The sequence below is a fragment of the Parasaccharibacter sp. TMW2.1882 genome, from assembly GCF_023337635.1.
Lineage (GTDB): Bacteria > Pseudomonadota > Alphaproteobacteria > Acetobacterales > Acetobacteraceae > Bombella > Bombella apis.
Genome location: NZ_NWUT01000002.1, coordinates 141,015 through 165,393 on the forward strand (window position 1 = coordinate 141,015; position 24,379 = coordinate 165,393).

At 59.3% G+C, this 24,379-nt stretch carries 16 protein-coding genes; 3 read left to right on the forward strand and 13 right to left on the reverse strand.

The annotated features are described in order from the left end of the window. Positions 1 to 242: 242 nt before the first annotated feature. The 13 genes from rpoC to CO583_RS06375 form a co-directional block, all read right to left on the reverse strand. Entirely contained in the window at positions 243 to 4,559 is a 4,317-nt protein-coding gene (gene rpoC / locus CO583_RS06315) for a DNA-directed RNA polymerase subunit beta' (RefSeq protein WP_043557824.1), read from the reverse strand. Positions 4,560 to 4,641: 82 nt separating this feature from the next. Then, a complete protein-coding gene (gene rpoB / locus CO583_RS06320; protein ID WP_248630627.1) occupies positions 4,642 to 8,808 on the reverse strand; it encodes a DNA-directed RNA polymerase subunit beta in 4,167 nt (1,388 codons plus the stop codon). Between the two features lie 229 nt (positions 8,809 to 9,037). Beyond that, entirely contained in the window at positions 9,038 to 9,412 is a 375-nt protein-coding gene (gene rplL / locus CO583_RS06325; protein ID WP_043557822.1) for a 50S ribosomal protein L7/L12, read from the reverse strand. Between the two features lie 62 nt (positions 9,413 to 9,474). After that, positions 9,475 to 9,999: a 50S ribosomal protein L10 gene (rplJ, locus tag CO583_RS06330; RefSeq protein ID WP_043557820.1), complete on the reverse strand. Its 525-nt coding sequence runs from the start codon at positions 9,997 to 9,999 to the stop codon at positions 9,475 to 9,477. A gap of 269 nt (positions 10,000 to 10,268) precedes the next feature. Continuing rightward, complete coding sequence (rplA, locus tag CO583_RS06335; protein ID WP_043558313.1) at positions 10,269 to 10,961, reverse strand: 50S ribosomal protein L1; 693 nt, start codon at positions 10,959 to 10,961, stop codon at positions 10,269 to 10,271. A gap of 4 nt (positions 10,962 to 10,965) precedes the next feature. Beyond that, positions 10,966 to 11,400 carry a 50S ribosomal protein L11 gene (rplK, locus tag CO583_RS06340; protein WP_043557819.1) on the reverse strand — a complete coding sequence of 145 codons (435 nt, stop codon included), beginning with the start codon at positions 11,398 to 11,400 and terminating at the stop codon, positions 10,966 to 10,968. 120 nt (positions 11,401 to 11,520) lie between these two features. Next, positions 11,521 to 13,128 (reverse strand): efflux transporter outer membrane subunit, encoded by a 1,608-nt coding sequence (locus CO583_RS06345; RefSeq protein WP_043557818.1) that lies wholly within the window; start codon positions 13,126 to 13,128, stop codon positions 11,521 to 11,523. Then, the gene (locus tag CO583_RS06350; protein ID WP_052348862.1) at positions 13,128 to 14,489 is read right to left on the reverse strand and encodes an efflux RND transporter periplasmic adaptor subunit; all 1,362 of its coding nucleotides are present in this window, start codon (positions 14,487 to 14,489) and stop codon (positions 13,128 to 13,130) included. The genes CO583_RS06345 and CO583_RS06350 overlap by 1 nt, the downstream gene beginning before the upstream one ends. Then, the gene (locus CO583_RS06355; protein ID WP_086431268.1) at positions 14,486 to 17,665 is read right to left on the reverse strand and encodes an efflux RND transporter permease subunit; all 3,180 of its coding nucleotides are present in this window, start codon (positions 17,663 to 17,665) and stop codon (positions 14,486 to 14,488) included. Before CO583_RS06355 ends, CO583_RS06350 begins: the two co-directional genes overlap by 4 nt. A gap of 272 nt (positions 17,666 to 17,937) precedes the next feature. Further along, a complete protein-coding gene (locus CO583_RS06360) occupies positions 17,938 to 19,371 on the reverse strand; it encodes a HAMP domain-containing sensor histidine kinase (RefSeq protein ID WP_043558309.1) in 1,434 nt (477 codons plus the stop codon). Then, a complete protein-coding gene (locus CO583_RS06365) occupies positions 19,358 to 20,089 on the reverse strand; it encodes a response regulator transcription factor (RefSeq protein ID WP_052348917.1) in 732 nt (243 codons plus the stop codon). The genes CO583_RS06360 and CO583_RS06365 overlap by 14 nt, the downstream gene beginning before the upstream one ends. Before the next feature lie 52 nt (positions 20,090 to 20,141). Next, on the reverse strand, positions 20,142 to 21,326 hold the full coding sequence (locus CO583_RS06370; RefSeq protein WP_408902065.1) for an NAD(P)/FAD-dependent oxidoreductase: 1,185 nt from the start codon (positions 21,324 to 21,326) through the stop codon (positions 20,142 to 20,144). A gap of 32 nt (positions 21,327 to 21,358) precedes the next feature. After that, entirely contained in the window at positions 21,359 to 22,027 is a 669-nt protein-coding gene (locus CO583_RS06375) for a glutathione S-transferase family protein (protein ID WP_043557811.1), read from the reverse strand. Between the two features lie 157 nt (positions 22,028 to 22,184). On the opposite strand from CO583_RS06375, the gene minC reads away from it, so the two are divergent. From minC to minE, 3 genes are all read left to right on the forward strand, one after another. Then, complete coding sequence (gene minC / locus CO583_RS06380; protein ID WP_103765221.1) at positions 22,185 to 22,895, forward strand: septum site-determining protein MinC; 711 nt, start codon at positions 22,185 to 22,187, stop codon at positions 22,893 to 22,895. A 182-nt stretch (positions 22,896 to 23,077) separates the two neighbouring features. Then, positions 23,078 to 23,893 (forward strand): septum site-determining protein MinD, encoded by an 816-nt coding sequence (gene minD, locus CO583_RS06385; protein ID WP_081562853.1) that lies wholly within the window; start codon positions 23,078 to 23,080, stop codon positions 23,891 to 23,893. Continuing rightward, positions 23,890 to 24,198 carry a cell division topological specificity factor MinE gene (gene minE / locus CO583_RS06390; protein WP_043557807.1) on the forward strand — a complete coding sequence of 103 codons (309 nt, stop codon included), beginning with the start codon at positions 23,890 to 23,892 and terminating at the stop codon, positions 24,196 to 24,198. Before minD ends, minE begins: the two co-directional genes overlap by 4 nt. Positions 24,199 to 24,379: the final 181 nt, after the last annotated feature.

The window sequence follows — 24,379 nt, forward strand, 5'->3', positions numbered from 1 at the left end:
ACCGCCTGTCTTCGCACGATTGCACAGAAGAAAGGAAAGAATCTTCCCTCCTCCAAAGCTACTTGCCTCTGGACTTAACCTTTTTTTCCAAGAAACAAAAGTAGTGCCAGATGCTATTTTTTATTCTGGGACGATTCCTTCACCTTAACAGGCGGGAACTGTCTAAGGCGCGGACCCTAAGTTGGGTTGGCCCGAGAGTCAAGCCTCTCTGCCATAACAGAGAGGCTTGACCCCAGAATTCCTCACTCAGCAGCGTCTTCTACCTCAGCTCTCCCCTTATCGAGGCGAGCCGGGGCCTGGTCTGCTGCAAGATTACGCAGACGCCGCATGGCACCGCCCGTCCCTGCCGGGATGAGACGGCCCACGATCACATTCTCCTTCAGGCCACCAAGCGTATCGATTCTGCCAGATGTGGCGGCATCGGTAAGCACACGCGTAGTCTCCTGGAAGGAGGCCGCAGAGATGAAGGACTGCGTCTGTAGAGACGCCTTGGTAATACCCTGAAGGATCGGCATGGCCTTTGCCGGCTCACGCCCCTGCTCCAGAAGCATCCTGTTGTCCCGCTCGAACTCGATCCGGTCCACAGTCTCACCAATGAGATAGGTGGAATCACCCGGCTCCAGAACCTCAACCTTCTGCAACATCTGACGGACGATCACTTCAATATGCTTGTCGTTGATCTTCACGCCCTGCAGGCGATAGACGTCCTGAATCTCATTGACCAGATAGTCGGACAGGGCTTCCATCCCCATGACCTTGAGGATGTCATGCGGCACACGGGGACCATCGACCAGCGGGTCACCCTTCTGGACAAAGTCACCTTCCTGCACGGAAATATGCTTGCCTTTGGGTATCAGGTAATCCGTCCGCTCACCCGTCTCGTCATTATGTACGATGACACAACGCTTCGACTTGTAGTCCTTGCCGAACTCGATGCGGCCATCACCTTCGGCAATGATCGCATGGTCCTTCGGACGGCGGGCTTCGAACAGCTCGGCCACACGTGGCAGACCACCGGTAATGTCACGGGTCTTGGAACCCTCGCGCGGAATACGGGCCAGCACGTCACCGGCATGGACCACGGCCCCATTCTCCACGGACAGAATACTGTCAGGAGACAGGAAGTAGCGGGCCTCGTTGCCATTGGCGAGACGGACCACATTGCCATCCGCATCCTTGAGCTGGAGGCGGGGACGCAGATCAACACCCTTGGCGGCCTGCTTATAGTCCACGACAACACGTGAGGTCAGACCGGTCACCTCGTCAACCCGCTCGACCAGCGTGATGCTGTCGATCAGGTCCTGATATTCGACCGTCCCAGCCTGCTCCGTGATGATCGGCAGCGTGTAGGGATCCCACTCTGCCATCTTGTCACCACGCTTGACCTCCTGCCCTTCGGACACCATCAGGCGGGCACCGTAAGGCACACGGTAGCGGGCCTTCTCCGCCCCGGTTTCGTCAATCAGCAGAATCTCACAGTTCCGGGACATGACCACAGGAACGTTCTGGGAATTCTGGACGACGTTGCGGTTACGGATGGTCACCTTGCCGTCACGGAAAGCCTCGACCATGGACTGCTCGGCACCACGGGTCGCCGCACCACCAATGTGGAAGGTACGCATCGTCAGCTGCGTTCCCGGCTCACCGATGGACTGGGCAGCGATCACGCCAACGGCTTCACCGATGTTGACCGGCGTACCACGGGCCAGATCACGGCCATAACAATGGGCGCAGATGCCCGCCTTGCTGTCACAGGTCAGGACGGAGCGAATTTCCACCGCTTCAATCCCGGCACCTTCGAGCATCTCGACATCAGCTTCTTCCAGCAGACGGTTGCGCTCCAGCAGTTTCTCACCCGTCATCGGATGGAACACATCCTGGGACAGGGTCCGCCCGAGGGCACGCTCTGCCAGAGAAGCCACGACCTCACCGCTATCCGTCACCGCACGGACAACGAGGCCACGCTCGCTACCGCAATCAGTTTCGGTAATGATGCAGTCCTGCGCCACGTCGACAAGACGACGTGTCAGGTAACCAGAGTTGGCGGTCTTCAGCGCCGTATCAGCCAGCCCCTTACGGGCACCATGGCTGGACGTGAAGTAATCGAGAACTGACAGACCTTCTTTAAAGTTGGCCACAATCGGCTGCTCGATGATCTCACCAGACGGCTTCACCATCAGGCCGCGCATACCGGCAAGCTGCTTCATCTGGGCCGGTGACCCACGGGCCCCGGAATGGCTCATCATCCAGACAGAGTTTGTCGGCTTGCCCGGTACCTGCTTGGAAATCTCCTTGAGCATGGCCGCCTGCACTTCATCCGTACAGCGGGACCAGGCATCCACCACCTTGTTATAGCGCTCGCCAGCGGTGATCAGACCTTCCTGATACTGCTGCTCGAACTCCTTCACCTCTTCGGTGGTTTTGTTGACCAGAGTGGTCTTTTCGGCTGGAACGATCATGTCGTCCTTGCCGAAGGAGATGCCAGCCTTGGCAGCGTGGCGGAAACCAAGAGCCATGAGACGGTCACAGAAAATGACAGCCTCTTTCTGCCCGCAGTGACGATACACGGTATCAATCACGTCGGACACCAGCTTCTTCGTCAGCTGACGATTGATCAGGCTGAACGGAATGGCCGGATGCTTCGGCAGGATCTGGGCAATCAGGGCGCGACCCGGTGTCGTCAGGATCATCTGACGGACCGGCTTGCCTTCCTCATCCTGAGCATCCAGACGCAGACGGATCTTGTCATGAAGCTTCAGCGCACCGGAAAGCAGGGCCGCCTCAATCTCGGCCACGGCCGCATAGGCAGGCGGAGCCGCCTTGATGACCTTGCCATCCTTGATCTCGGCTTCATCCGGCGTCAGACGGTACTCGGGCACCTCGAGGCTCAGATAGTACAGGCCAAGCACGATGTCCTGGGAAGGCACAATGATCGGCTTGCCGTTGGCCGGGCTGAGGATGTTGTTGGTGGACATCATCAGCACACGGGCTTCCAGCTGGGCTTCCAGCGAAAGCGGTACGTGCACGGCCATCTGATCACCGTCAAAGTCCGCATTGAAGGCGGTGCAGACCAGCGGGTGCAGCTGGATGGCCTTGCCTTCCACGAGGCTCGGCTCAAATGCCTGAATGCCGAGACGGTGCAGGGTCGGCGCACGGTTCAGCATCACCGGATGTTCACGGATGACCTCTTCGAGGATATCCCAGACTTCCGGACGCTCTTTCTCGACCATCCGCTTTGCGGCCTTGATGGTCGTGGCGTGCCCGTACTTCTCCAGCTTGGAATAAATAAAGGGCTTGAACAGCTCCAGCGCCATCTTCTTGGGAAGACCACACTGATGCAGCTTCAGCTCCGGCCCCACCACGATCACGGAACGGCCAGAATAGTCCACACGCTTGCCGAGCAGGTTCTGACGGAAGCGACCCTGCTTCCCTTTCAGCATGTCGGACAGGGACTTCAGCGGACGCTTGTTGGCCCCGGTGATGGCACGGCCACGGCGGCCATTGTCGAACAGCGCATCAACGGCTTCCTGCAGCATGCGCTTTTCATTGCGGACAATGATGTCCGGCGCACGCAGCTCGATCAGCCGCTTCAGACGGTTGTTACGGTTGATGACACGGCGATACAGGTCATTCAGGTCGGAGGTGGCGAAACGCCCACCATCCAGCGGCACGAGCGGACGCAGCTCCGGCGGAATCACAGGCACGATGTCCATGATCATCCATTCCGGACGGGCACCACTCTCGACGAAGGATTCGACCATCTTGAGGCGTTTGACCAGCTTCTTGCGGGCTGCCTCGGATGTCGCCTTGCGCAACTTCTTGCGCATGACCGTCTTTTCCGAATCGCCGTCCATCACCTCGGCGTCGTAATCGAACGGATCCGGCTCGCCACGCTCCCGGGCAGCACGGCTCAGCTCGGCCTCCTGAGCGTTCGGCAGACCCCAGTCATAGCTGGACAGCGCACGCTTGATGGCCTCGGCACCGATACCGACATCCAGACCGTCATCAGCGAATTCATCCATCAGCTCTTCGCAACGGATTTCATCCAGCAAATACTGGTCACGACGCTTGCCGTGCTTGTAGGACTCGACCTGATCGGACTCGCAGACGCCCTTGTCGAGCACCAGGAACTTCTCGAAATACAGGACCGGCTCAACATCCTTGAGCGGCAGGTCCAGCATCGTGGCAATGCGGCTCGGCAGGGACTTCAGGAACCAGATATGAGCGACAGGTGAAGCAAGGTCGATATGGCCCATCCGCTCACGGCGGACCTTGGCCAGCGTCACCTCGACACCGCACTTCTCACAGACGATTCCACGGAACTTCATCCGCTTGTACTTGCCACAGAGGCACTCGTAATCCTTGGTCGGACCAAAAATCCGGGCACAGAACAACCCGTCACGCTCCGGCTTGAAGGTACGGTAGTTGATCGTCTCCGGTTTTTTGATCTCGCCATAGGACCATGAGCGGATCTGCTCACTGGAGGCGAGCTGGATGCGGATCTGGTCAAACGTGCCTGACTGACCAGACTGACCCAGAATCTTCATGAGTTCGTTCATTTGCCGAAACCCCACTGTGCCGGGCGGCGTCCCGCCGGCACGTTAAACATGAACAATGAAGAAGAAGCGGAAAGCACTGCCCTCACAGCCCTCCCTGCTCAAGTTCGACATTCAGACCAAGCGACTTCAGTTCCTTCACCAGAACGTTGAAGCTCTCTGGAATACCAGCTTCAAAGTCGTCCTGCTCACGAACGATCGCCTCATACACCTTCGTCCGGCCGGACACATCGTCCGATTTCACCGTCAGCATTTCCTGCAGCGTGTAGGCAGCACCGTAAGCCTCCAGTGCCCAGACCTCCATCTCACCAAAACGCTGACCACCGAACTGGGCCTTACCACCAAGCGGCTGCTGGGTGACCAGCGAGTAAGGACCGATCGAGCGGGCATGAATCTTGTCATCAACAAGGTGATGCAGCTTCAGCATGTAGATGTAGCCCACCGTGGACTGACGCTCGAACTTCTCGCCCGTACGCCCGTCGATCAGCTGGGACTGACCACTCTCGCTGACACCAGCCTTCTTCAGCATCTCCTCGATGTCAGGGATGGAGGCACCATCAAACACCGGAGTTGCGATCGGCACGCCCTTGCGCAGGTTGTTGGCCAGCTCGATCAGCTGATCGTTGTCCATCGTAGCGATATCTTCATTGAAGATCTTCTCACCATAGACATCTTTCAGACGGTCCAGCAGCTCCTGCCGACGCTCACCCGTGCGCTGATATTCATCAACCATCGCACCGATGCTCTGGCCGATATTGGCACAGGCCCAGCCCAGATGCGTCTCCAGAATCTGCCCCACATTCATGCGGGACGGCACGCCCAGAGGATTCAGCAGCAGATCAACCGGCTGACCATTCTCGAGGAACGGCATGTCCTCGACAGGAACGACACGGGACACCACACCCTTGTTACCGTGACGGCCAGCCATCTTGTCACCCGGCTGAAGCTTGCGCTTCACGGCAATGAAGACCTTGACCATCTTCATCACACCAGGCGGCAGCTCGTCACCACGCTGGAGCTTCTCGACCTTGTTGTCGAAGCGGTTGTTGATGCGCTTGATGGCACCATCAAACTCACGGCACAGCGTTTCCAGCTCGGCCATGACAGCCACGTCGGCAACAGGAATATTGCGCCACGTCACACGGGGATGCTCACCCAGCAGCTCGGCCGTGATCGGTGTGCCAGCCCGCACGCCCTTGAAGCCTGCAGCAGCTTCCTGCCCGACCAGACGCTCCTTGAGGCGGTTGTAGAAGCTGCGCTCCTGGATGGCACGCTCGTCATCACGGTCCTTGGCCAGACGCTCGATCTCGGCCCGCTCGATGGCCATGGCACGCTCGTCCTTGTCCACACCACGGCGGGAGAAGACACGGACATCAACCACCGTCCCGCTCGTGCCCGGGGGCAGCTTGAGGGAGGTGTCACGTACATCAGAGGCCTTTTCACCGAAGATGGCACGCAGAAGCTTTTCTTCCGGTGTCATCGGGCTTTCACCCTTCGGCGTCACCTTGCCGATCAGGATGTCACCCGGATTGACCTCGGCACCGACATAGACAATGCCGGCCTCATCAAGGTTGCGCAGGGCTTCCTCACCGACATTCGGGATGTCACGGGTAATTTCTTCCTGACCCAGCTTGGTATCACGGGCCATGACCTCGAACTCTTCAATGTGAATTGAAGTGAAGATGTCATCCCGGGCGATACGCTCGGAGATCAGGATGGAGTCCTCGAAGTTGTACCCATTCCACGGCACGAAGGCCACGAGCACATTACGGCCCAGAGCCAGCTCACCCAGTTCGGTGGACGGACCATCAGCGATGATGTCACCGGCAGCGACCAGATCGCCAACCTTCACCAGCGGACGCTGATTGAGGCAGGTAGACTGGTTGGAACGCATGTATTTGCGCAGACGGTAGATGTCCACGCCCTGGGTGGCCCCCTGCTCGTCCGTCGCACGGATCACGATACGGGCACCATCCAGCTGGTCCACCACACCGCCACGCTTGGCAATGATGGTCGCACCAGAGTCGTGCGCCACAGGGCCTTCCATGCCGGTACCGACCAGCGGGGCATCAGCCTTCACCAGCGGCACGGCCTGACGCTGCATGTTGGAACCCATCAGCGCACGGTTGGCGTCGTCGTTTTCTAGGAACGGAATAAGCGCAGCAGCCACGGAAACCAGCTGCTTCGGCGACACGTCACAGGCGGTAACCTGTTCCGGCGGCACAAGACGGAAGTCACCGGTCTGGCGGACAGCCACCAGCTCATCCGTCAGACGATTGTCGCTCTGCTTGGCATCGGCCTGCGCCACCAGAAGGCGTTCTTCCTCCATGGCGGAGAGATACTTCCAGCCGTCCTGGAAAACGCCATCCTTCACCAGACGATACGGCGTCTCGATGAAGCCGTACTTGTTCACCTTGGCATAAGTGGCCAGGGAGTTGATCAGACCGATGTTCGGCCCTTCCGGCGTCTCGATCGGGCAGATACGGCCATAATGGGTCGGATGAACGTCACGGACTTCAAAGCCTGCACGCTCACGGGTCAGACCGCCCGGACCAAGGGCCGACAGGCGACGTTTATGTGTCACCTCGGAGAGCGGATTGGTCTGATCCATGAACTGGCTGAGCTGGGAGGAACCGAAGAACTCACGTACGGCAGCAGCAGCAGGCTTGGCGTTGATCAGGTCATGCGGCATGACCGTGTCAATATCGACAGAGCCCATACGCTCACGGATGGCGCGCTCCATACGCAGCAGACCGATGCGATACTGGTTCTCCATCAGCTCGCCGACGGAACGGACACGACGGTTACCGAGGTTGTCGATGTCATCGACCTGACCACGACCATCCTTGAGATCGCAGAGGATCTTGACCGTCCGCAGGATGTCTTCCTTGCGCAGCGTCCGCAGCGTATCGGGCGCATCCACATCCAGCCGCATGTTCATCTTTACACGGCCAACGGCAGACAGGTCATACCGGTCCTGCGAGAAGAACAGACCATGCAGCATGGCTTCTGCCGTCTCACGGGTCGGCGGCTCACCAGGGCGCATGATACGATAAATATCGATCAGCGCTTCTTCCCGCGTGGTGTTCTTGTCCGCCATCAGGGTGTTGCGGATCCACGGGCCATGCGTCCCGTCAATTGCGAGAAGCGGAAGCTCCTTCAGGCCCAGCTCTTCCAGCTCGGCCAGTTTCTCTTCCGTCAGCTCCTCGCCAGCCTCGGCATAGATTTCACCGGTCTTTTCATTGACAAGATCATGGGCAATGAAGCGACCCAGAATATCCAGACGCCCCACCTGCACAACACGGGTCTTCTCGGCGATCTTGCGAACGACACGGGCTGTCAGTTTGGTCTCGGCATCTGCCACAACCTCGCCGGTATCAGCATCCACCAGCGGGCTGAGCAGCTTCAGGCCACGGAAGGCATCCGGCTCAAACGGGCGGGCCCACTCGCCACCCATGCGGGTGAAGGGCACGAGATCGTAGAAAGTGGAGAGAATCTCGTCCTCATCCATACCGGCAACTTCGAGTGTATCGACGTCACCACCCTCGGCCAGCTTGGCTTCACGAGCCTTGAGGTAATTGTCACCTTCCAGTGCATAGAGCAGCGTGGTAACCGGCAGCTTGCGCTTGCGGTCGATGCGGACATGGATGATATCCTTGGCATCGAACTCGAAATCGAGCCAGGAACCACGGTAAGGGATGATACGGGCAGCAAAAAGATACTTCCCGGAAGAGTGTGTCTTGCCCTTGTCGTGATCGAAGAACACGCCGGGACTACGATGCATCTGGGAAACGATGACACGTTCCGTCCCGTTGATGATGAAGGTCCCGTTGTCCGTCATGAGCGGCATGTCGCCCATATAGACTGGCTGCTCCTTCAGGTCGTGAATGGAGCGAGTCCCCGTATCCTCGTCAATATCCCACGTTGTCAGACGCAGAATGACCTTCAGCGGGGCTGCATAGGTCAGGCCACGCTGGATGCACTCTTCCACATCGTATTTCGGTTCTTCGAATTCATAATACTGGAAATCCAGCCGCCCACGGCCAGCAAAATCATGAATCGGAAAAACTGAACGGAACACCTCCTGAAGGCCAGCCGGCTCCCGGCTGTCGGGGCGCACATTCATCTGCAGGAAAGCTTCATAGGAAGCCCGCTGCACGTCAATCAAATTAGGCATCGGCGCAATTTCGGGAATGCGCCCGAAGCTCTTGCGGATCCTCTTACGCCCTGTGAACGATTTTGTGATCGCCATCTTATCCTGCCTCTGAACCAGACCTTCAAGTCGTCCGCTATGTGACCATCCCATTAACCCCATGGAATATCAGACGACTTGAACGGCTGGCTTAATCCTGTCTATGACGCGTGACGGAATGCCTTACTATAGACAACTTCCCTGTCAACGGCAAATGGGGCGGGCACCATAAAGCACCCGCCCACTCGCTCCAACGGCTCCCCCAAAGGGGACCGCATGGATACAGCTCTTACTTGATCTCGACGGTAGCGCCGTTCTCTTCCAGAACCTTCTTGATCTTCTCGGCCTCGTCCTTCGTGGCGCCTTCCTTGATGGTCTTCGGAGCGCCCTCGACCAGGTCCTTGGCTTCCTTCAGGCCCAGACCCGTGATGCCACGGATTTCCTTGATGACGTTGATCTTCTTGTCACCAGCCTTGGCCAGAACAACATCGAACTCTGTCTTCTCGGCAGCAGCTTCACCACCAGCAGCCGGAGCAGCAGCAACAGCAGCAACCGGAGCAGCAGCGGAAACGCCCCACTTCTCTTCGAGCAGCTTGGACAGCTCGGCAGCTTCCAGAACGGAGAGAGCGGACAGTTCGTCAACCAGTTTTGCCAGATCGGCCATGATAATATCCTCTAAGATGCGTAAATGTCAGGCGGCGTCGCTCATGCGGGCCACCCCGTTAATCAAGCGGCTTCCGTGTCGCCTGTTCTGGCATAGGCACCAAGAACGCGAGCAAGCTGCCCAGCCGGAGCCTGGGTGACGCCTGCGATGCGGGTTGCCGGGGTACTGATCATACCAACCAGCTGTGCACGCAGCTCGTCCAGAGATGGCAGGGAGGCCAGTGCCTTGACGCTATCAGCCGTAAGGGTCTGATTGCCAAGGGCACCACCAAGTACCACCAGCTTGTCATTCTTCTTGGCGAACTCGACCAGCACCTTCGCCACGCCAACCGGCTCATCCGACCAAGAAATGGCCGTCGGGCCTTTAAGCAGCGGCGCAATGCCGTCGAACTGGGTCCCATCCAGAGCACGGCTGACCAGCCGGTTCTTCGCAACCCTGTATGTCGCACCTACAGCGCGGATGTTGCGGCGCAGTTCTGTCGCATCGGCAACCGTCAGACCCAGATTCTGGGTGACGACAACCATGGACGTGCTACCAAACACCTTGCTGAGGGACTCGACAAAGGCCCGTTTTTCCGTACGGTCCAAAACCTGTCTCCTCGTTAGTCCGATTGCTCGGACCAGGTTACCCATAGGCCCCGCCCTGCCCAAAGGCACAACAGAGCCCGCTCGCCTGTCCATGATAAGGAAGACCGCATCGCACCCAGAGGGCCTGATACGCTCTGCCCGTCTCACGCCTGCGCCCGAAAAGGGCTTTAAGGGATGACACCCACATGCGTTCTAGGACAGGAAAGGAGCAGCCTGGGCTGCTCCAGAACACCACCCTGGAGGGTGGCGATTCCATAATCTCCCCTCAATCAGCCTTCAAAGCTGGAGAGATCGATACGCACACCTACCCCCATTGTGGAGGAAAGTGAAGCCTTTTTCAGATAAGTCCCCTTCGCACCGGACGGACGGGCCTTCTGGAGCGCATCCACCAGAGCCTTCACGTTCTCAGCCAGCTGAGACTCGGAGAAAGAAGCCTTGCCGACGCCAGCATGAACGATACCGGCACGCTCGGCACGATATTCCACCTGACCGGACTTGGCAGCCTCAATGGCACCCTTGACGTCCATCGTCACGGTACCGAGACGGGGGTTCGGCATCAGGCCGCGCGGACCAAGAATCTTACCCAGACGTCCGACCAGAGCCATCATGTCCGGGGTGGCAATGCAGCGATCGAACTCGATCTCACCAGCCTGCACCTTCTCGGCCAGGTCTTCCGCACCGACAACCTCGGCACCGGCGGCAGCAGCTTCCTCAGCCTTCGGGCCACGGGCGAACACACCGACACGCAGCGTCTTGCCCGTACCGTGCGGCAGGGAGATCAGACCACGGACCATCTGGTCAGCATGACGGGGATCAACACCGAGACCGATGGAGAATTCAACCGTCTCATCGAACTTGGCCGTTGCGTTGCTCTTCACCAGAGCGACAGCGTCGTTCAGGGAGTACAGCTTGTCACCATCAACCTTGGCGCGCAGGGCGGCAATACGTTTGTTCTTGGCCATGTTCTCAGCCCTCCACCACATCAAGACCGATGGAACGGGCAGACCCTGCCAGCATACGCACGGCACCATCGATGTCGTTTGCGTTCATGTCCTGGAACTTCTTCTCAGCAATCTCACGCAGCTGGGATGTCGTCACGGACCCGACGGAAGACGCACGGCCAACCGTCTGGGAACCCTTGGTGATCTTCGCTGCCTTCAGCAGGAAGTAGGTGTTCGGCGGCGTCTTCGTAATGAAGGTGAAGGTACGGTCCGCATAGGCGGTGATCACGACCGGGATCGGCATCCCCGGCTCAAGACCCTGCGTCTTTGCGTTGAATTCCTTACAGAACTGCATGATGTTCAGACCGCGCTGACCCAGCGCCGGACCGACCGGCGGAGACGGGTTAGCCTTGCCAGCCGGAATCTGCAGTTTGATGTAGCCAACTACTTTTTTGGCCATATCCGGGACTCCCTAATTTACAGTTCCCGAACCGTGGTTGAGACGGCAGGGATCATCCCCGCCTCCCACGTTCGACTGAGAGGGTGCCTAGACCATTCCGCCCATACCGTCAAGCAGGAATCAGGGGTGCGCTGGCACGGCAGCTGCCCCCGTCAGGTCACGTTCCGCAACGGGTGGTTCGATCTCAGAACCCTTCTGCGGGGTTCCCACCGGCACCTCACCGGCGGGGCGGGCATGGTGCAGCCCCTCATACTGCAACGGCCCAATCGGATCGATGCTCTTTATGTCCGGCAGGAGCCTGTCCGACCAGCCACCGCCAAGGGCACGGATGAGCCTGACCGTGGACTGGAGCTGCCGTGTCTGCGCCTGCACCTCCAGCAGGCGGGCCTTCAGCGCATCCTGCTGGGCCACCAGTGCATCCAGATAGTTCGTCAGCCCCCCCGTATAAAGAGCCATCGTCATGGCCTGTGTCCGCAGTGCAGCATCCACTGCCTGATGCTGCTGGAGCCGTTCCTGATGGTATAGGGCTGTCTGGCTCAGCCCATCCTCAACATCCTGAAAGGCCGCCAGAACCGTCGCCCGATAGGCGTCCACGCGTTCCCGATATTGCGACCAGGCCCGTTGCAGGGCCGCACGCCGCATCCCCCCCGTGAAAAGCGGCTCCACAGCCTGCACGGCCACCCGCCAGAACGCCTTGGAGATGCTGGCCAGATCAAACCCGGCATCCTCGAAGCCACCCGTCGCACTGATGGTGATATGGGGATAGAAAGCTGCCCGGGACACACCAATGGCCCGTGCAGCGGCAGCCATCTGCCGCTCGCTCATGGCCACGTCGGGCCGTCTCTCCAGCAGTGTGGATGGGATACCTTCCTTCACCCGGATGGTATCAAAATGCAGCCGGAAATCCTTGACCGGCTGGATGTGGAAACTGGCAGGCACCATGTTCACCATGACAGCAATGGCATGTTCCTGCACCTGCCGGGTCGCCTCCAGATAGCTCCTTGCCGCCTGTGCGGAGTACAGCTCATTCTCCGCACGGGAGACATCCAGCCCCGCACCAATGGCCCCACCCTGCCGCAACCTCGTGATCTCCACGGCCGTACGGAAATACCGGATGGAATCATCATAAACAGCCAGCTGGGCATCAATCCCACGCAGTGCCATGTAGTTTGATGCCAGCTCGGCCTGGAGACTCAGCCTCGTCAGTGCATATTCAGCAGCCCCGGCCTGCGCCAGATTTTTCTGCATGTGCGTCTGGTTGCGGATGGCATCCCAGAAATCCGGCTCCCACGTGGCGGCACCGCTATAGGCGACGTTGGATTCATAAATGGGCGTATTGTTGCTCCGCCGCAGGAAGAGCCGCCCATCAGACTGCTTGTTCCGGCTCATCTGCGCCCCACCGGCCAGCTGCGGATACAGACGACTTTCCGTCTCACGGGCGATGTCACGCTCCTGCGTGAAAACCTCCGCCGCTGCCTGAAGGTCCGGATTATAGACGTTCAGCCGCTCTTCCAGCTCATCAAGCTGGGGATCGTGGAACAGCTTCCACCATTCTCCCCGCACGACTGCATCGGCCGGCTTGGCATCCCCCATGATGCCTTTGCCTGCCCACCCCTCCGGGTAAATGAAATGTGGCCTGTGATAGTTCGGAGCCAGATCACATGATGTCAGAAAAAAAGAGAGCCCTCCTGCCAGAAGGGAGACCGTCTTCCACACCCCTGTTGCCATCAGTGCTGCCCCTGTTCCTGTCTGACAGGCGCAGAATCGGATGCCGTTGCCCCTCTTTCGCCCGGCTTTGCCTGATCATCAGGGCTGTTTTCCTCCGGTGGTGGCATCGCACCGACACGCCTCAGATCATTCGATGTCACATTCGGCACTGGCTTCTCAGTATCCTTGGGTTTGACATCATTATATCCACGGGTGGGTGTCACAACCCGGACCTCATCACCATCCAGCATGTCGGCTGTCGGATTGGCCACAATCTCATCATCCAGGGACATGCCGGAAAGAACCTGTGTCGTCATGCCAAAATTCGTACCGACCTGCACAGTCTCCAGCCGGACATGATGATTCACAACCTTGGCCACCTGCATCCCCTGGGCACGGAAGATGAGAGCACTGGTAGGCACAATCAGCACGTTCGGGTCGCCGGGAGCCTGGATATGCGCCGTGGCGTAAGAATTGGGCCAGAGCAGCCCATCAGGATTGTCCAGCACCAGCTCGGTCGTCACGGTCCGGGTTGCGGCATTGAAGGCATTGGCCGTGGCCAGAAAACGGGCCTTGAACACACGCCCCGGATATTGTGGCACGCTGAGCTCCGCACTGATGCGGGGCGAAATGACACTGGCAAAATCCTGCGGTACCGATACGAACACACGGATCCGATGCACATCCGCCACGGAAAACAGCTCGGCGATCGCCCCCCGTGAATTGAGATTGCCCCCGGCCGCGTTCACATAATCCCCGACATTGACCAGACGGGACGTCACGATCCCATCAAAAGGGGCTACGATACGTTTGAAATTCTCCAGCGCCTCCACCCGTTCAACTTCATGGGCGGCAGCGTCAAGCTCGGCCTTCTGGGCAGCGGCATTGGCAGCCTGCACATCCACCTCCTGCCGGGAGACGGCCTGTGTCCCCCGCAGGGCTGTCCAGCGCTGCGTGGTAATCAGCGCCAGTTTGTAACGGGCATTGATGACCTCATAATGCGCCTTGGCCGCCGCGTACTGGGCATCAATGCTCGGCGTGCTGACCTCCGCAAGAAGGTCGCCCCGCTTCACGTGGGCCCCGTAATCCTTGTACCACATCTTCACATAACCAGAGACCTGCGCATAGATCGGCGCCTCATACCAGGCTGCCAGATTGGCAGGCAGGTCCACGGTCCGGGTGGCAGGACCCGGCTGCGCCTTTATCAGCACGACACGGGCAATGGCACTATCCTGCGTCTCCCGCACCAGCTCTCTCCTGTGCAGGGCACGCTGTACAAGCCCCAGTACAACCAGCCCTGCAAGCACCGCCAGAAGGATGAGAATCAGCAGGCGCCCCCTGCCACGAGCCGGAGATGGAGTCTGATGGGGGGACGGATTCATGAAGGTTCTCCTTCTGGAGTGGCCCGGTCACTCTTCGGGGCACCACCATGGATCAGGGCAAAAACGCAGGGGACAAACAGCAGCGTAGCCACCGTGGCCATCATCAGCCCGCCGATCACGGCCTTGCCCAGCGGCGCATTGGAGGAATTGCTGATGGACATGGGGATCATGCCGATCATCATGGCAAGGGCTGTCATCAGCACGGGCCGGATGCGTTCAAATCCGGCTTCCGAGGCGGCAAGAACGGCATTGCCGTGTTCCTCCAGCCGCTCCCGGGCAAAAGCCACAACCAGCACGGCATTGGCCGTGGCTGTCCCCATGCACATGATGGCCCCTGTCAGCGCCGGAACGGACAGGGTCGTATGGGTCAGGAACAGGCTCCACGCAATCCCGCCCAGAGCGGCAGGCAGAGCCATGACAATGACGAACGGATCCAGCCACGACTGAAAGTTCACGACAATGATCAGATAGACCAGCACGATGGAAAGCAGCAGCCCGCCAATCAGCTGGACATAAGCATTGTTCATCGTCACGACCTGCCCACGCACCACCATGCTGGACCCATGCGGCAGGTCAGGCCGGACGCTTTCCACCTCCCGGTTTACAGCACGGGACAGAGCCCCGAGGTCGATCCCTTCTGCCGCCACGTAGATGTCAAACACCGGCATGATGTTGTAATGGGAGACTTCCGCCGGTGTCCCTGTCTGTTCGATATGACTGACACCACCCAGTATCTGCATGGTCCCGTTCTGCGGGTTGCCATCCCCCTTGTCGAGCGGCATCTTCTCCAGGTCATTGAGGGTCTGGAGGTACATGGCCGGGGCCTGCACGTCGATCAGCTGTGAAGTGCCCTGCGGGTTGAGGTAATAAGTCTGCCCGACCTGCGAACTCCCCGAAAGGGTTGTCAGCACATTGAAGGCGATATCACGCTCCGTGATGCCGGTGCCCATGGCGAAACTGCGATGGGCATTGATGAGCATGGTCGGCTGGGTCATGGGCTGCTGGACACTGACATCCACCGCACCGGGAATTCTGCGCAGACGCTGGGCCAGACGGACGGCGAAGGCATAATTATGCTGGAGATCCCGCCCGACAATCTGGACATCAATGGGAGATGGCAGGCCAAAATTGAGAATCTTAGCTGTCAGATCGCCCGGCTGGAAGGTGAAACCTATCCCCGGGAAAGCCGTGCTGAGGGCCGTACGCAGGCGCTTGCGGTATTCGGCGATCGGACTTTCATCATCCTCCAGCTGAATGGTGACATCACAGTCCTGTGTTCCTGTCGTGGGAGAGGGCACCATGGCCTGGTTCATCTGGCTCATCGGCAGGCCGCAGTTATTGACGATCAGCTTCACCTGACCCGGCAGGGCCTCACGGATTTTCTTTTCAATCAACCCGCTGAGTTTGGCACTTTCCTCAATACGGGTTCCGACCGGAGCCCGGAAATGCATCTGCATGGTCCCGGATTTGATCTCCGAGAAAAAATCCTGCCCGACAAAGAAAAGCAGAAGAAGAGACGCCAGCGCACCGGAGAGGAAAAGAATGATGAACCGGGCCCGTATCGCCAGTACGGCCAGAAGAACATCATGATAACTTTGGCGGAACCGCTCGAAATATGCCTCAAATCTCTCCTGGAACCTGCCAAAGAAACCCTTTTTCCGGCTGGCATGGTCAGGATGGCGCTGCTGCTCCACCTGTGCGGCCAGAAGCCAGTTCGCCATCGTCGGGACGAGCGTTCTGGAAAGAACGAAAGAGGCAATCATCGCAAAAATGATGGCCTCGGCCATCGGCATGAACAGCCATCCCGCCACACCTGTCAGTTCAAAGAGCGGGAACCAGACAATGCAGATGCAGGTGGTCGAAACGAATGTCGGGATGACGATCTGGTTGGCAGCATCGACAATGGCAGGCTCAAGCTCCTTGCCCATATGAAGGTGGGCATCAATATTCTCGATCATCACCGTGGCATCATCCACGAGAATACCGACAGCCAGAGCCAGACCGCCCAGCGTCATCACATTGATGGATTGCCCGGCCAGGCTGAGGCCAATCAGAGCCGAAAGCATGGCCAGCGGAATGGAAACCGCTACGATCACGGTCGAACGCCACGACCCCAGAAAGAGCAGAACCGTCAGGCTGGTCAGGATGGCAGCGGTGATCATTTCCCGCACCACATCGACCACGGATTCCTTCACGAAGCTGGATGCATCGGTGAGAATATCCATGCTTGTGCCGGGGGGAAGCGTCTTCTGGATATCCGGCAGAAGTTTCTTCACCCCGCTCACCACATCCAGCGTGGAAGCGTTCCCGCTCTTCAGGATGACGATCATCACCGCCTGCTTGCCTCGCACCAGCACGGCGTTCGTCTGCGGCGGCCCACCCTTGTGGACCCAGGCCACATCCCGCAGATAGATGACGGAATTACCCACCTGCTTGATGGGCATCCGGTTGAAAGCGGCAATATCCATGGGGGCAGAATTGGTCCGCACCATGAAATCCATGGCACCGACCTTCTGATCCCCGGCCGGAAGCACGATATTCTGCCTGTTCAGGGCGCTGGCCACATCCACGGCAGAGAGACGGTGCGCCAGAAGCTTCACCGGGTCGATATCCACCATGATGTCCGCTGCCACACCACCATAAGGATTGGGGATGGCCGTCCCCGCTACGGAAACCAGCTCCGGCCGTATGAGGTTGGAGGCCATGTTATAGACCTCCGAAGCGGACATGTTGGGATTGTTGACCTGCAGGGTCAGGACAGGGACGGATGATGCATCCAATGCCAGAATGAGCGGCGGCGTGGCCCCGGTGGGCAGCTGCTTGATGACCGTCTGGGACACGGAAGTGATCTGCGTCTGGGCAACGCTGGTATCCGTACCGGGCTGGAAGAAGATTTTGACAATCCCACGCCCGTAATAGGAGTTGCTCTCAATGTGCTCGATATTGTTGACGGTCGCCGTCAGGGCGCGCTCATAATAATAGACGATACGGCCGGAGACTTCCTCTGGCATCAGCCCTGTATAGGACCAGACAGCTGCCACCGTCGGAATCCTGATGTTGGGGAACACGTCCGTCGGCGTGCCCAGGATGGCCCTCACCCCGAAAATGAGGATCATGATGGACATGACCACAAACGTATAGGGCCGCCGCAGGGCGGTCAGGACAATGGCATTCATGACGGGCAGGACCCCATGTCGGATAGGGGCAGTCCCAGCATGAAGGCCCCCTCACCCATCCCCGCTTTCATTCGATAGGCTGTCTTCTCTGTCTCGATACTGCTGGGCAATCTGTCTCTCCACCTGGACGGGCCACAGGTGCCCGAAGGCCCCAACCCTGCGTCCGGGGGATTATAACGACGCAACCCAAAGAAAAAATGCTTTTCATCTGAAAAGATTTTTAAGAACACGGTTCCGTTACCAGCCTTTTATCTGCCACGGCCCATCACACCTCACCCTGCGCACTGGGCCTGTTCAGGAACCGGGAAAACAAGACGGAACACGGTTCCGCTGCCAACATCCCCCTGACGGTTCTCATCAATCACGAGACGGGCCTCATGCAGCCGGACGATGGCCGCCACAAGGCTCAGCCCCAGCCCGCTGCCGGGCACGTGGCGGCTCTTGTCTGCCCGGTAGAAGCGGCCCATCACGGCATCACGCTCCTCCACCGCAATACCAACCCCGGTATCCCGCACCTCGAACCACGGTTCCCCCAGCTCGTTCCGCCCTGCCCGTAGAGTGACAGCTCCCCCCTCCCCCGTGAATTTCAGAGCATTGTCCAGAAGATTGGCCAGAACCTCGTTCAGCAGGTCGGCATCCCCCCAAAGCTCCACGGGGCCTTCATGAGGTATCACGGACAGGGTCAGCCCCTGCGTTTCTGCATTGGGCTCGTACAGATCAGCCATGTCGGCAATGAGAGGCATGATATCCATGCGCCTGAAACCAGCCCTGCGCTGACCATTTTCAATCTCCCCGATCCTCAGCAGGGCCGTAATGACAGAAAAACACTGCTCGAGATCCCTCTGGCACAAAGCCATTGCCTGCTCGAAGCGGAGCTCCTCCTCCGGGGTCGATGTCAACGCCTGTACAAAACCGTTCAGGCGATCCAGCCGGGCCTGGACACGGGCCAATGGTGTACGGAGATCATGGGCAATGTCGTTGCCAACATCCCGCATTTCACCCATCAGCTGCTCCAGACGGTCCAGCATTCTGTTGACCGACCCGGCAAGACGGTCAAGATCATCATGACCGCGCCCGACAGGCAGGCGCTCCCGAAGCTGCCCCTTGACGATCTGCTCGATGGAATGATGCATCTTGGTGATGCGCCCCAACGCACGGCGGCTGAGGATCATCCCCGCCATGAGAGCAAACAGTACGACCGGAACCATGGAGAACAGGGCGCATTGCCGGGCTACACGCCGCAGCTCATCCACCATGTGGCGGGAGCGCCCCAATACCAGAAGGCGGGTCTTCCCCGGCTGCATCCCCGGCACTTCCACCACAAGAAAGCGCATGACCGTCACGGAATGATCCGGCAGGACAAAGGAGAGGTTCTGGGTAGAAGGACTGGCCGTAAGCCCTGCGGGCCACGTTGTCATGTCCCCGGCTATGGGGTGATGGTCCCTGTCGAACAGGGCGGCAGCATTCAGGAAGATGCGCAGCTCGCTCGTGCTGCGTTCTTTCAGCCGGACCTCCAGATCACCCGGGGCCTCCTGCATCAGGACCGAAGCAGAACGGCGCAGCAGGTCGTTGGTGCGCAGCTGCTCATAAGTACTGATCTGCCCATAAAGCAGGATCAGCTCCAGCAGCATCCCCAGCACGACGACACAGACAAGCCCCAGCGTCAACCGGAACGCCGCCGTGCGAAACAGGTCACTCCGGGACACGCAGGCAGAACCCGGCACCACGGATGCTGTGGATCAACGGCTCCTCGCCATCCCGGTCCACCTTGCGACGCAGCTTGCCGATATGCACGTCCACCAGATTGGTGCGGGGGACGAACCGGTAATTCCAGACATCCTCCAGCAGCATGGTCCGGGTCAGCACCGTATTGGGGCGGCGGATCATGTATTCCAGCAGCCGGAACTCCCGTGGCAGAAGGTCGATCTCCCGCCCGTCCCGTCGCACCCGCCGTTCCAGAAGGTCCATCTCCAGCGGCCCCAGCTTCAGCATGGAGGTACGGCCATAGATGGGACGGCGCAACAGGGCTTCCAGCCGGGCGGCCAGCTCTTCCATCACGAATGGTTTTGTCAGGTAATCGTCCCCGCCCGCCTTCAGGCCACTGATGCGGTCATCCACGGCTGACAGGGCCGACAGGACCAGAACCGGCATGGTCATGCCCTGCTCCCTCAGGGTCTCCAACACGCTCAGCCCGTCCATGCCCGGCAGCATGCGGTCCATCACCAGCAGGGCATAATCATCCCGGCGGGCCATCTCCAGCCCCTCGGTCCCTGTTGCTGCACGTGAAACCTCATAGCCACGCCCGCACAGATCCCCCACGATCTCTTCCGCAAGACTGTCGTCATCCTCGACAAGAAGGAGCTTTACCGGGGCCTGTCCCTCACCCTCCAGCGGAGCATCGCTGGGCCATGGCTGCCGTTCCATCTTCTTCATCTTCTTTTCCGCCGCCATCGCATCGCCCCTCCTCTGGCCACCATCACACACCAGACCGCCCTGCCGCAGCCTGTCCGGCCGCCACGCCACTGGCCCAGGCCCACTGGAAATTGTACCCTCCCAACCAGCCTGTCACATCCACGGCCTCTCCGACAACATACAGCCCCGGTACCGTGCGGGCCTCCATGGTCTGGGAGGACAGGTCTCTCGTATCCACACCGCCCCGCATGACCTCTGCCTTGGCGTAACCCTCCGTACCCGCCGGGTGGAGAACCCAGTCACTCACCTGCGCTGCCAGGGCACGCACCGCCTTCGCTGGCTGTTCCGCCAGCGGGCGGTCATCCAGCATTCCAGCAACCAACACCTTCACCAACCGGGCGGGCAGGGCCTCCAGCAGGGCGGGCGCATGAGCCTTCGGGCGCTGCTGGCAGATACTCCGCATATCCTCATGAACATCACGCCCCGGAGCCAGATTCAGGCGCAGGGCTTCATGCCTGTCCCACCATGACGATATCTGAAGGATGGCCGGGCCGGACACACCCCGATGGGTGAAGACCATTCCCCCCGTGAAGACCGGCTTCTTCCGCCCGGCCAGCGAAGCCGTGACCTGAAGGGACACACCAGCAAGATTCGGCTGGGCCGCTTCAAGAAGAAAAGGCACGAGGGCCGGAGCGGGTGGCACAATCCGCAGGCCGAACTGCCGGGCCAGCTTCAGGGCAATGTCGGTGGCGCCCAGCTTGGGCAGGGCCAGCCCCCCCGTTGCCAGAATGATGGACCGTGCCCGCACCGGCCCCTGTGATGTCTCCAGTGTGAAACTGTGACCATCATGGCTCACATCACTCAGGGAACAGCCCAGCTGGAACGTAACCCCGCCAACCCGACATTCATCTTCCAGCATGGAAACAATCTGCCGGGCCGATTCATCGCAGAAAAGCTGTCCCTCTTCCTTCTCATGCCAACGAATGCGGTATTTCTCGACAAGGGACAGAAAATCCTGCGGGCGGTACCGGGCCAGAGCGGAGCGGCAGAAACGGGGATTTTCAGAGCGGTAATATGTCCAGTCCGCCTTCAGGTTGGTGAAATTGCACCGCCCACCACCAGAAATGAGAATTTTCCGCCCCGGCTGATCGGCATGGTCCAGAAGGACAGTCCGCGCGCCCCTCTGCCCTGCCGTGGCAGCCGCCATCATGCCAGCTGCCCCCGCCCCCATGACGGCCACATCCCACATCACCATGTCTGCCCCACGCCCTTCATGACCTGTCAGAAATCAAGATCGGCATAATGGGCAGGTGGTTTCACGCCGCTGACACGGTCACCCAGAAGATCACGGAAACAGGGGCGGGACTTTATGCGGGCGTACCAGTCCCGCACGCACGGAGCCCGGCGCCAGTCGATATCACCCAGAAAATCCAGGGCGGAAATATGGGCCGCAGCCGTAAAATCTGCCGCTGTCAGAACAGAACCCCCCAGCCATGTCCGTGTTTCGGCCAGATAGCCAATGTAATCCAGATGGAAACGGAGATTCTTGTACCCTGCCTGAAGAATCTTCCCATCAGGATGCCCCTGCCCGAAAAGACGCTTCTCCACCTTTTCCCCCAGAAGGTTGACCATGACTTCCTGCTGGAAGAGCCGCTCAAACCAGTCCATGAGGCGGCGGACTTCCACCCGTTCAGCCAGATTGCGCCCCAGAAGAGAGGTCTCCGGGTAGGCATCCTCCAGATATTCGGCAATCACACGCCCGCCAGGCACGACCATGCCACTGTCCTCCACCAGAACGGGCACCTCGCCTGCCGGATTCAGTTCGTGAAACCGTTCATTCTGCTCCCACGTCTTTTCCACGACGAGCTCAAACGGCAGCTTCTTCTCTGCCAGCATGAGCCGCACAAAACGCGATTGCGGAGACAGGGGTAAGTGATGCAGTATACGCATATGTTTTTCCTACGGCATTTTTGCATCAGGGAACAGAGACCATTCCAATCAGTCCAGACACAACCACGGTGATCCACAGTTCATGTCCAGCCCATCAGCATCTCCGTCGTTTCATCCGTCAGATGCGTCCGCAGTGCAAGCCCCAGGTACCAGCAGAATGACCATCCGTGCCCGGGGCCGGTCTTTCCTGGCACTCATTCTCTCCCCAGAAGCCCCGCTGAAGGACTGGCTGGCCGGACTGGATGAGCATATGAGGCGCGCCGCCGGATTCTTCAACCGCCAGCCCGTCATTCTGGACCTCAGCCTGCTGGATGAAAATACGGAAGGACTGGCCGGTTTCCAGCAGGAACTGCGCCAGCGCCATATCCATCTGATCGGCATTGAGGGGGGAGATCGCCACTGGGCAGCCCTCCAGTCATGGGAGTGGCCCATCGAACTCCAGGGCGGGCGCCCGAGCGGGCCCGTGAACCTGCCCGATGGCGAAGAGCCGCAGGCGGCCGAGCCCGCCACTGCGAACCTGAGCGAACCGCTCATCATCAACCGGGTCGTACGCTCTGGCCAGTCCATCCAGAATCCCGATGGGGACGTCATCGTGCTGGGGGCCGTCTCCTCTGGTGCGGAGATCATTGCCGGTGGGTCCATCCATGTTTACGGGCCGTTGCGCGGGCGGGCCATTGCCGGGGTGGACGGCCATCCCCAGGCCCGCATCTACACCGCCAAGATGGAGGCCGAACTGCTCGCCATTGACGGTTTCTACATGGTGGCCGAAGAAATGCCGGAAGACTCCGTGGGGAAAGCCGCACAGGTCTATCTGGAACAGGAACGGCTGAATGTGACTCCCCTCCAGGCAGGGACTGTCAAAATATGACTTTTTCCTTTTTTGAAAAAAGAAAACTGCCCACTTGTGACACGGAATGTCTTATCAATGCTTAATCATCACTGTAGAGTATGAAGCAACAAGGCAAGGTTCCCTTTTACTGAACCTTAATCATCTGCAATAATGTCCACAAATAAGGCTCATGAGCCGACTGCGGGAAAGCTGAAAATTTCATGGCAAAGATCGTTGTTGTTACATCCGGCAAAGGGGGCGTTGGCAAAACGACAACAACAGCCGCCCTTGGGGCCGCCTTGGCGCGAAGCGGACAGAATGTGGCTGTGGTCGACTTTGACGTCGGGCTCCGCAACCTGGACCTCATCATGGGGGTCGAACGGCGGGTCGTGTTCGACCTGATCAACGTCATCCAGGGGGAAGCCACACTCCATCAGGCCCTGATCCGTGACAAGCGCTGTGATACCCTGTCCATCCTGCCGGCCTCCCAGACCCGGGACAAGGACGCCCTGACAAGCGAGGGCATAGAACGGGTGATGAACGAGCTGCGGGAGCGCTTCGACTGGATCCTCTGTGACAGCCCAGCCGGCATTGAGCGCGGGGCCCAGCTGGCCATGCATCATGCCGACCACGCCGTGATCGTCACCAATCCGGAAGTCAGCTCCGTCCGTGACTCTGACCGCATCATCGGTATGCTCGACAGCCAGACAGCCCGGGCACAGAAAGGTGAGACGGTCGAGAAGCACCTGCTTCTGACACGCTATGACCCGAGCCGGGCCTCCCGTGGTGAGATGCTGAGTGTTGAAGATGTCGTGGGCATCCTCTCCCTGCCCCTGCTTGGCGTCATTCCCGAAAGCGAAGATGTCCTCAAGGCCTCCAACGTCGGGGCTCCGGTCACTTTTGCCTCCCCGGAGAGCGTCCCTGCCCTGGCCTATTTCGAAGCCGTGGCCCGCCTGGAAGGCAAGGACATCCCCGTCACCATCCCGACCGAAAAACGTGGTCTGTTCGACCGCATCTTCAAAAAGAGGGGATCATGAGTTTTCTGGACAGCTTCTTTTCCCGGAAACGCCCCGAGGCAAGCAGCAATGTAGCACGGGACCGGCTGCAGATCCTGCTGGCGCATGAGCGGCAGGCGCAGGAAGGTGGGGACTCAACCCTCCTCCGGACTCTCCATGCTGAAATCCTTGAAGTTCTGGCACGTCATGTCTCCATTGATGAAGACAATGTGCAGATCAAGATGGATCGGGGGCAGAAATGCTCCAAGCTGGAGATCGACATCCAGGTCCCGCAGAGTGGCCTGCGGGCGCAGGTTTCCACCATGACCCCCAATGAGGACCTGTAGTACTCCCTTTCCCTTGACCAGACCTTGTGCGGGGCCTGCCCCGCCACTGTCTCCCTATACCTGACAGGGATGCTGCCAGGCCGGTTTCTGCAGTCTTCGCTGCTCCGCTCCCCAGAGGAGCTTTTTTTGTCCCATAATGAACGATTCATCATAGTTAATTATGTGTCCAAGACAGCACAGT

Excerpts from the sequence above, each read along its gene's own strand:
- rpoC (WP_043557824.1), bottom strand. The coding sequence starts at position 4,559 with ATGAACGAACTCATGAAGATTCTGGGTCAGTCTGGTCAGTCAGGCACG.
- CO583_RS06370 (WP_408902065.1), bottom strand. The coding sequence starts at position 21,326 with ATGTGGGATGTGGCCGTCATGGGGGCGGGGGCAGCTGGCATGATGGCG.
- CO583_RS06355 (WP_086431268.1), bottom strand. The coding sequence starts at position 17,665 with ATGAATGCCATTGTCCTGACCGCCCTGCGGCGGCCCTATACGTTTGTG.
- CO583_RS06365 (WP_052348917.1), bottom strand. The coding sequence starts at position 20,089 with ATGGAACGGCAGCCATGGCCCAGCGATGCTCCGCTGGAGGGTGAGGGA.
- CO583_RS06345 (WP_043557818.1), bottom strand. The coding sequence starts at position 13,128 with ATGGCAACAGGGGTGTGGAAGACGGTCTCCCTTCTGGCAGGAGGGCTC.
- CO583_RS06350 (WP_052348862.1), bottom strand. The coding sequence starts at position 14,489 with ATGAATCCGTCCCCCCATCAGACTCCATCTCCGGCTCGTGGCAGGGGG.
- minC (WP_103765221.1), top strand. The coding sequence starts at position 22,185 with ATGACCATCCGTGCCCGGGGCCGGTCTTTCCTGGCACTCATTCTCTCC.
- rplA (WP_043558313.1), bottom strand. The coding sequence starts at position 10,961 with ATGGCCAAGAACAAACGTATTGCCGCCCTGCGCGCCAAGGTTGATGGT.
- minD (WP_081562853.1), top strand. The coding sequence starts at position 23,078 with ATGGCAAAGATCGTTGTTGTTACATCCGGCAAAGGGGGCGTTGGCAAA.
- rplK (WP_043557819.1), bottom strand. The coding sequence starts at position 11,400 with ATGGCCAAAAAAGTAGTTGGCTACATCAAACTGCAGATTCCGGCTGGC.
- rpoB (WP_248630627.1), bottom strand. The coding sequence starts at position 8,808 with ATGGCGATCACAAAATCGTTCACAGGGCGTAAGAGGATCCGCAAGAGC.
- CO583_RS06375 (WP_043557811.1), bottom strand. The coding sequence starts at position 22,027 with ATGCGTATACTGCATCACTTACCCCTGTCTCCGCAATCGCGTTTTGTG.
- rplL (WP_043557822.1), bottom strand. The coding sequence starts at position 9,412 with ATGGCCGATCTGGCAAAACTGGTTGACGAACTGTCCGCTCTCTCCGTT.
- minE (WP_043557807.1), top strand. The coding sequence starts at position 23,890 with ATGAGTTTTCTGGACAGCTTCTTTTCCCGGAAACGCCCCGAGGCAAGC.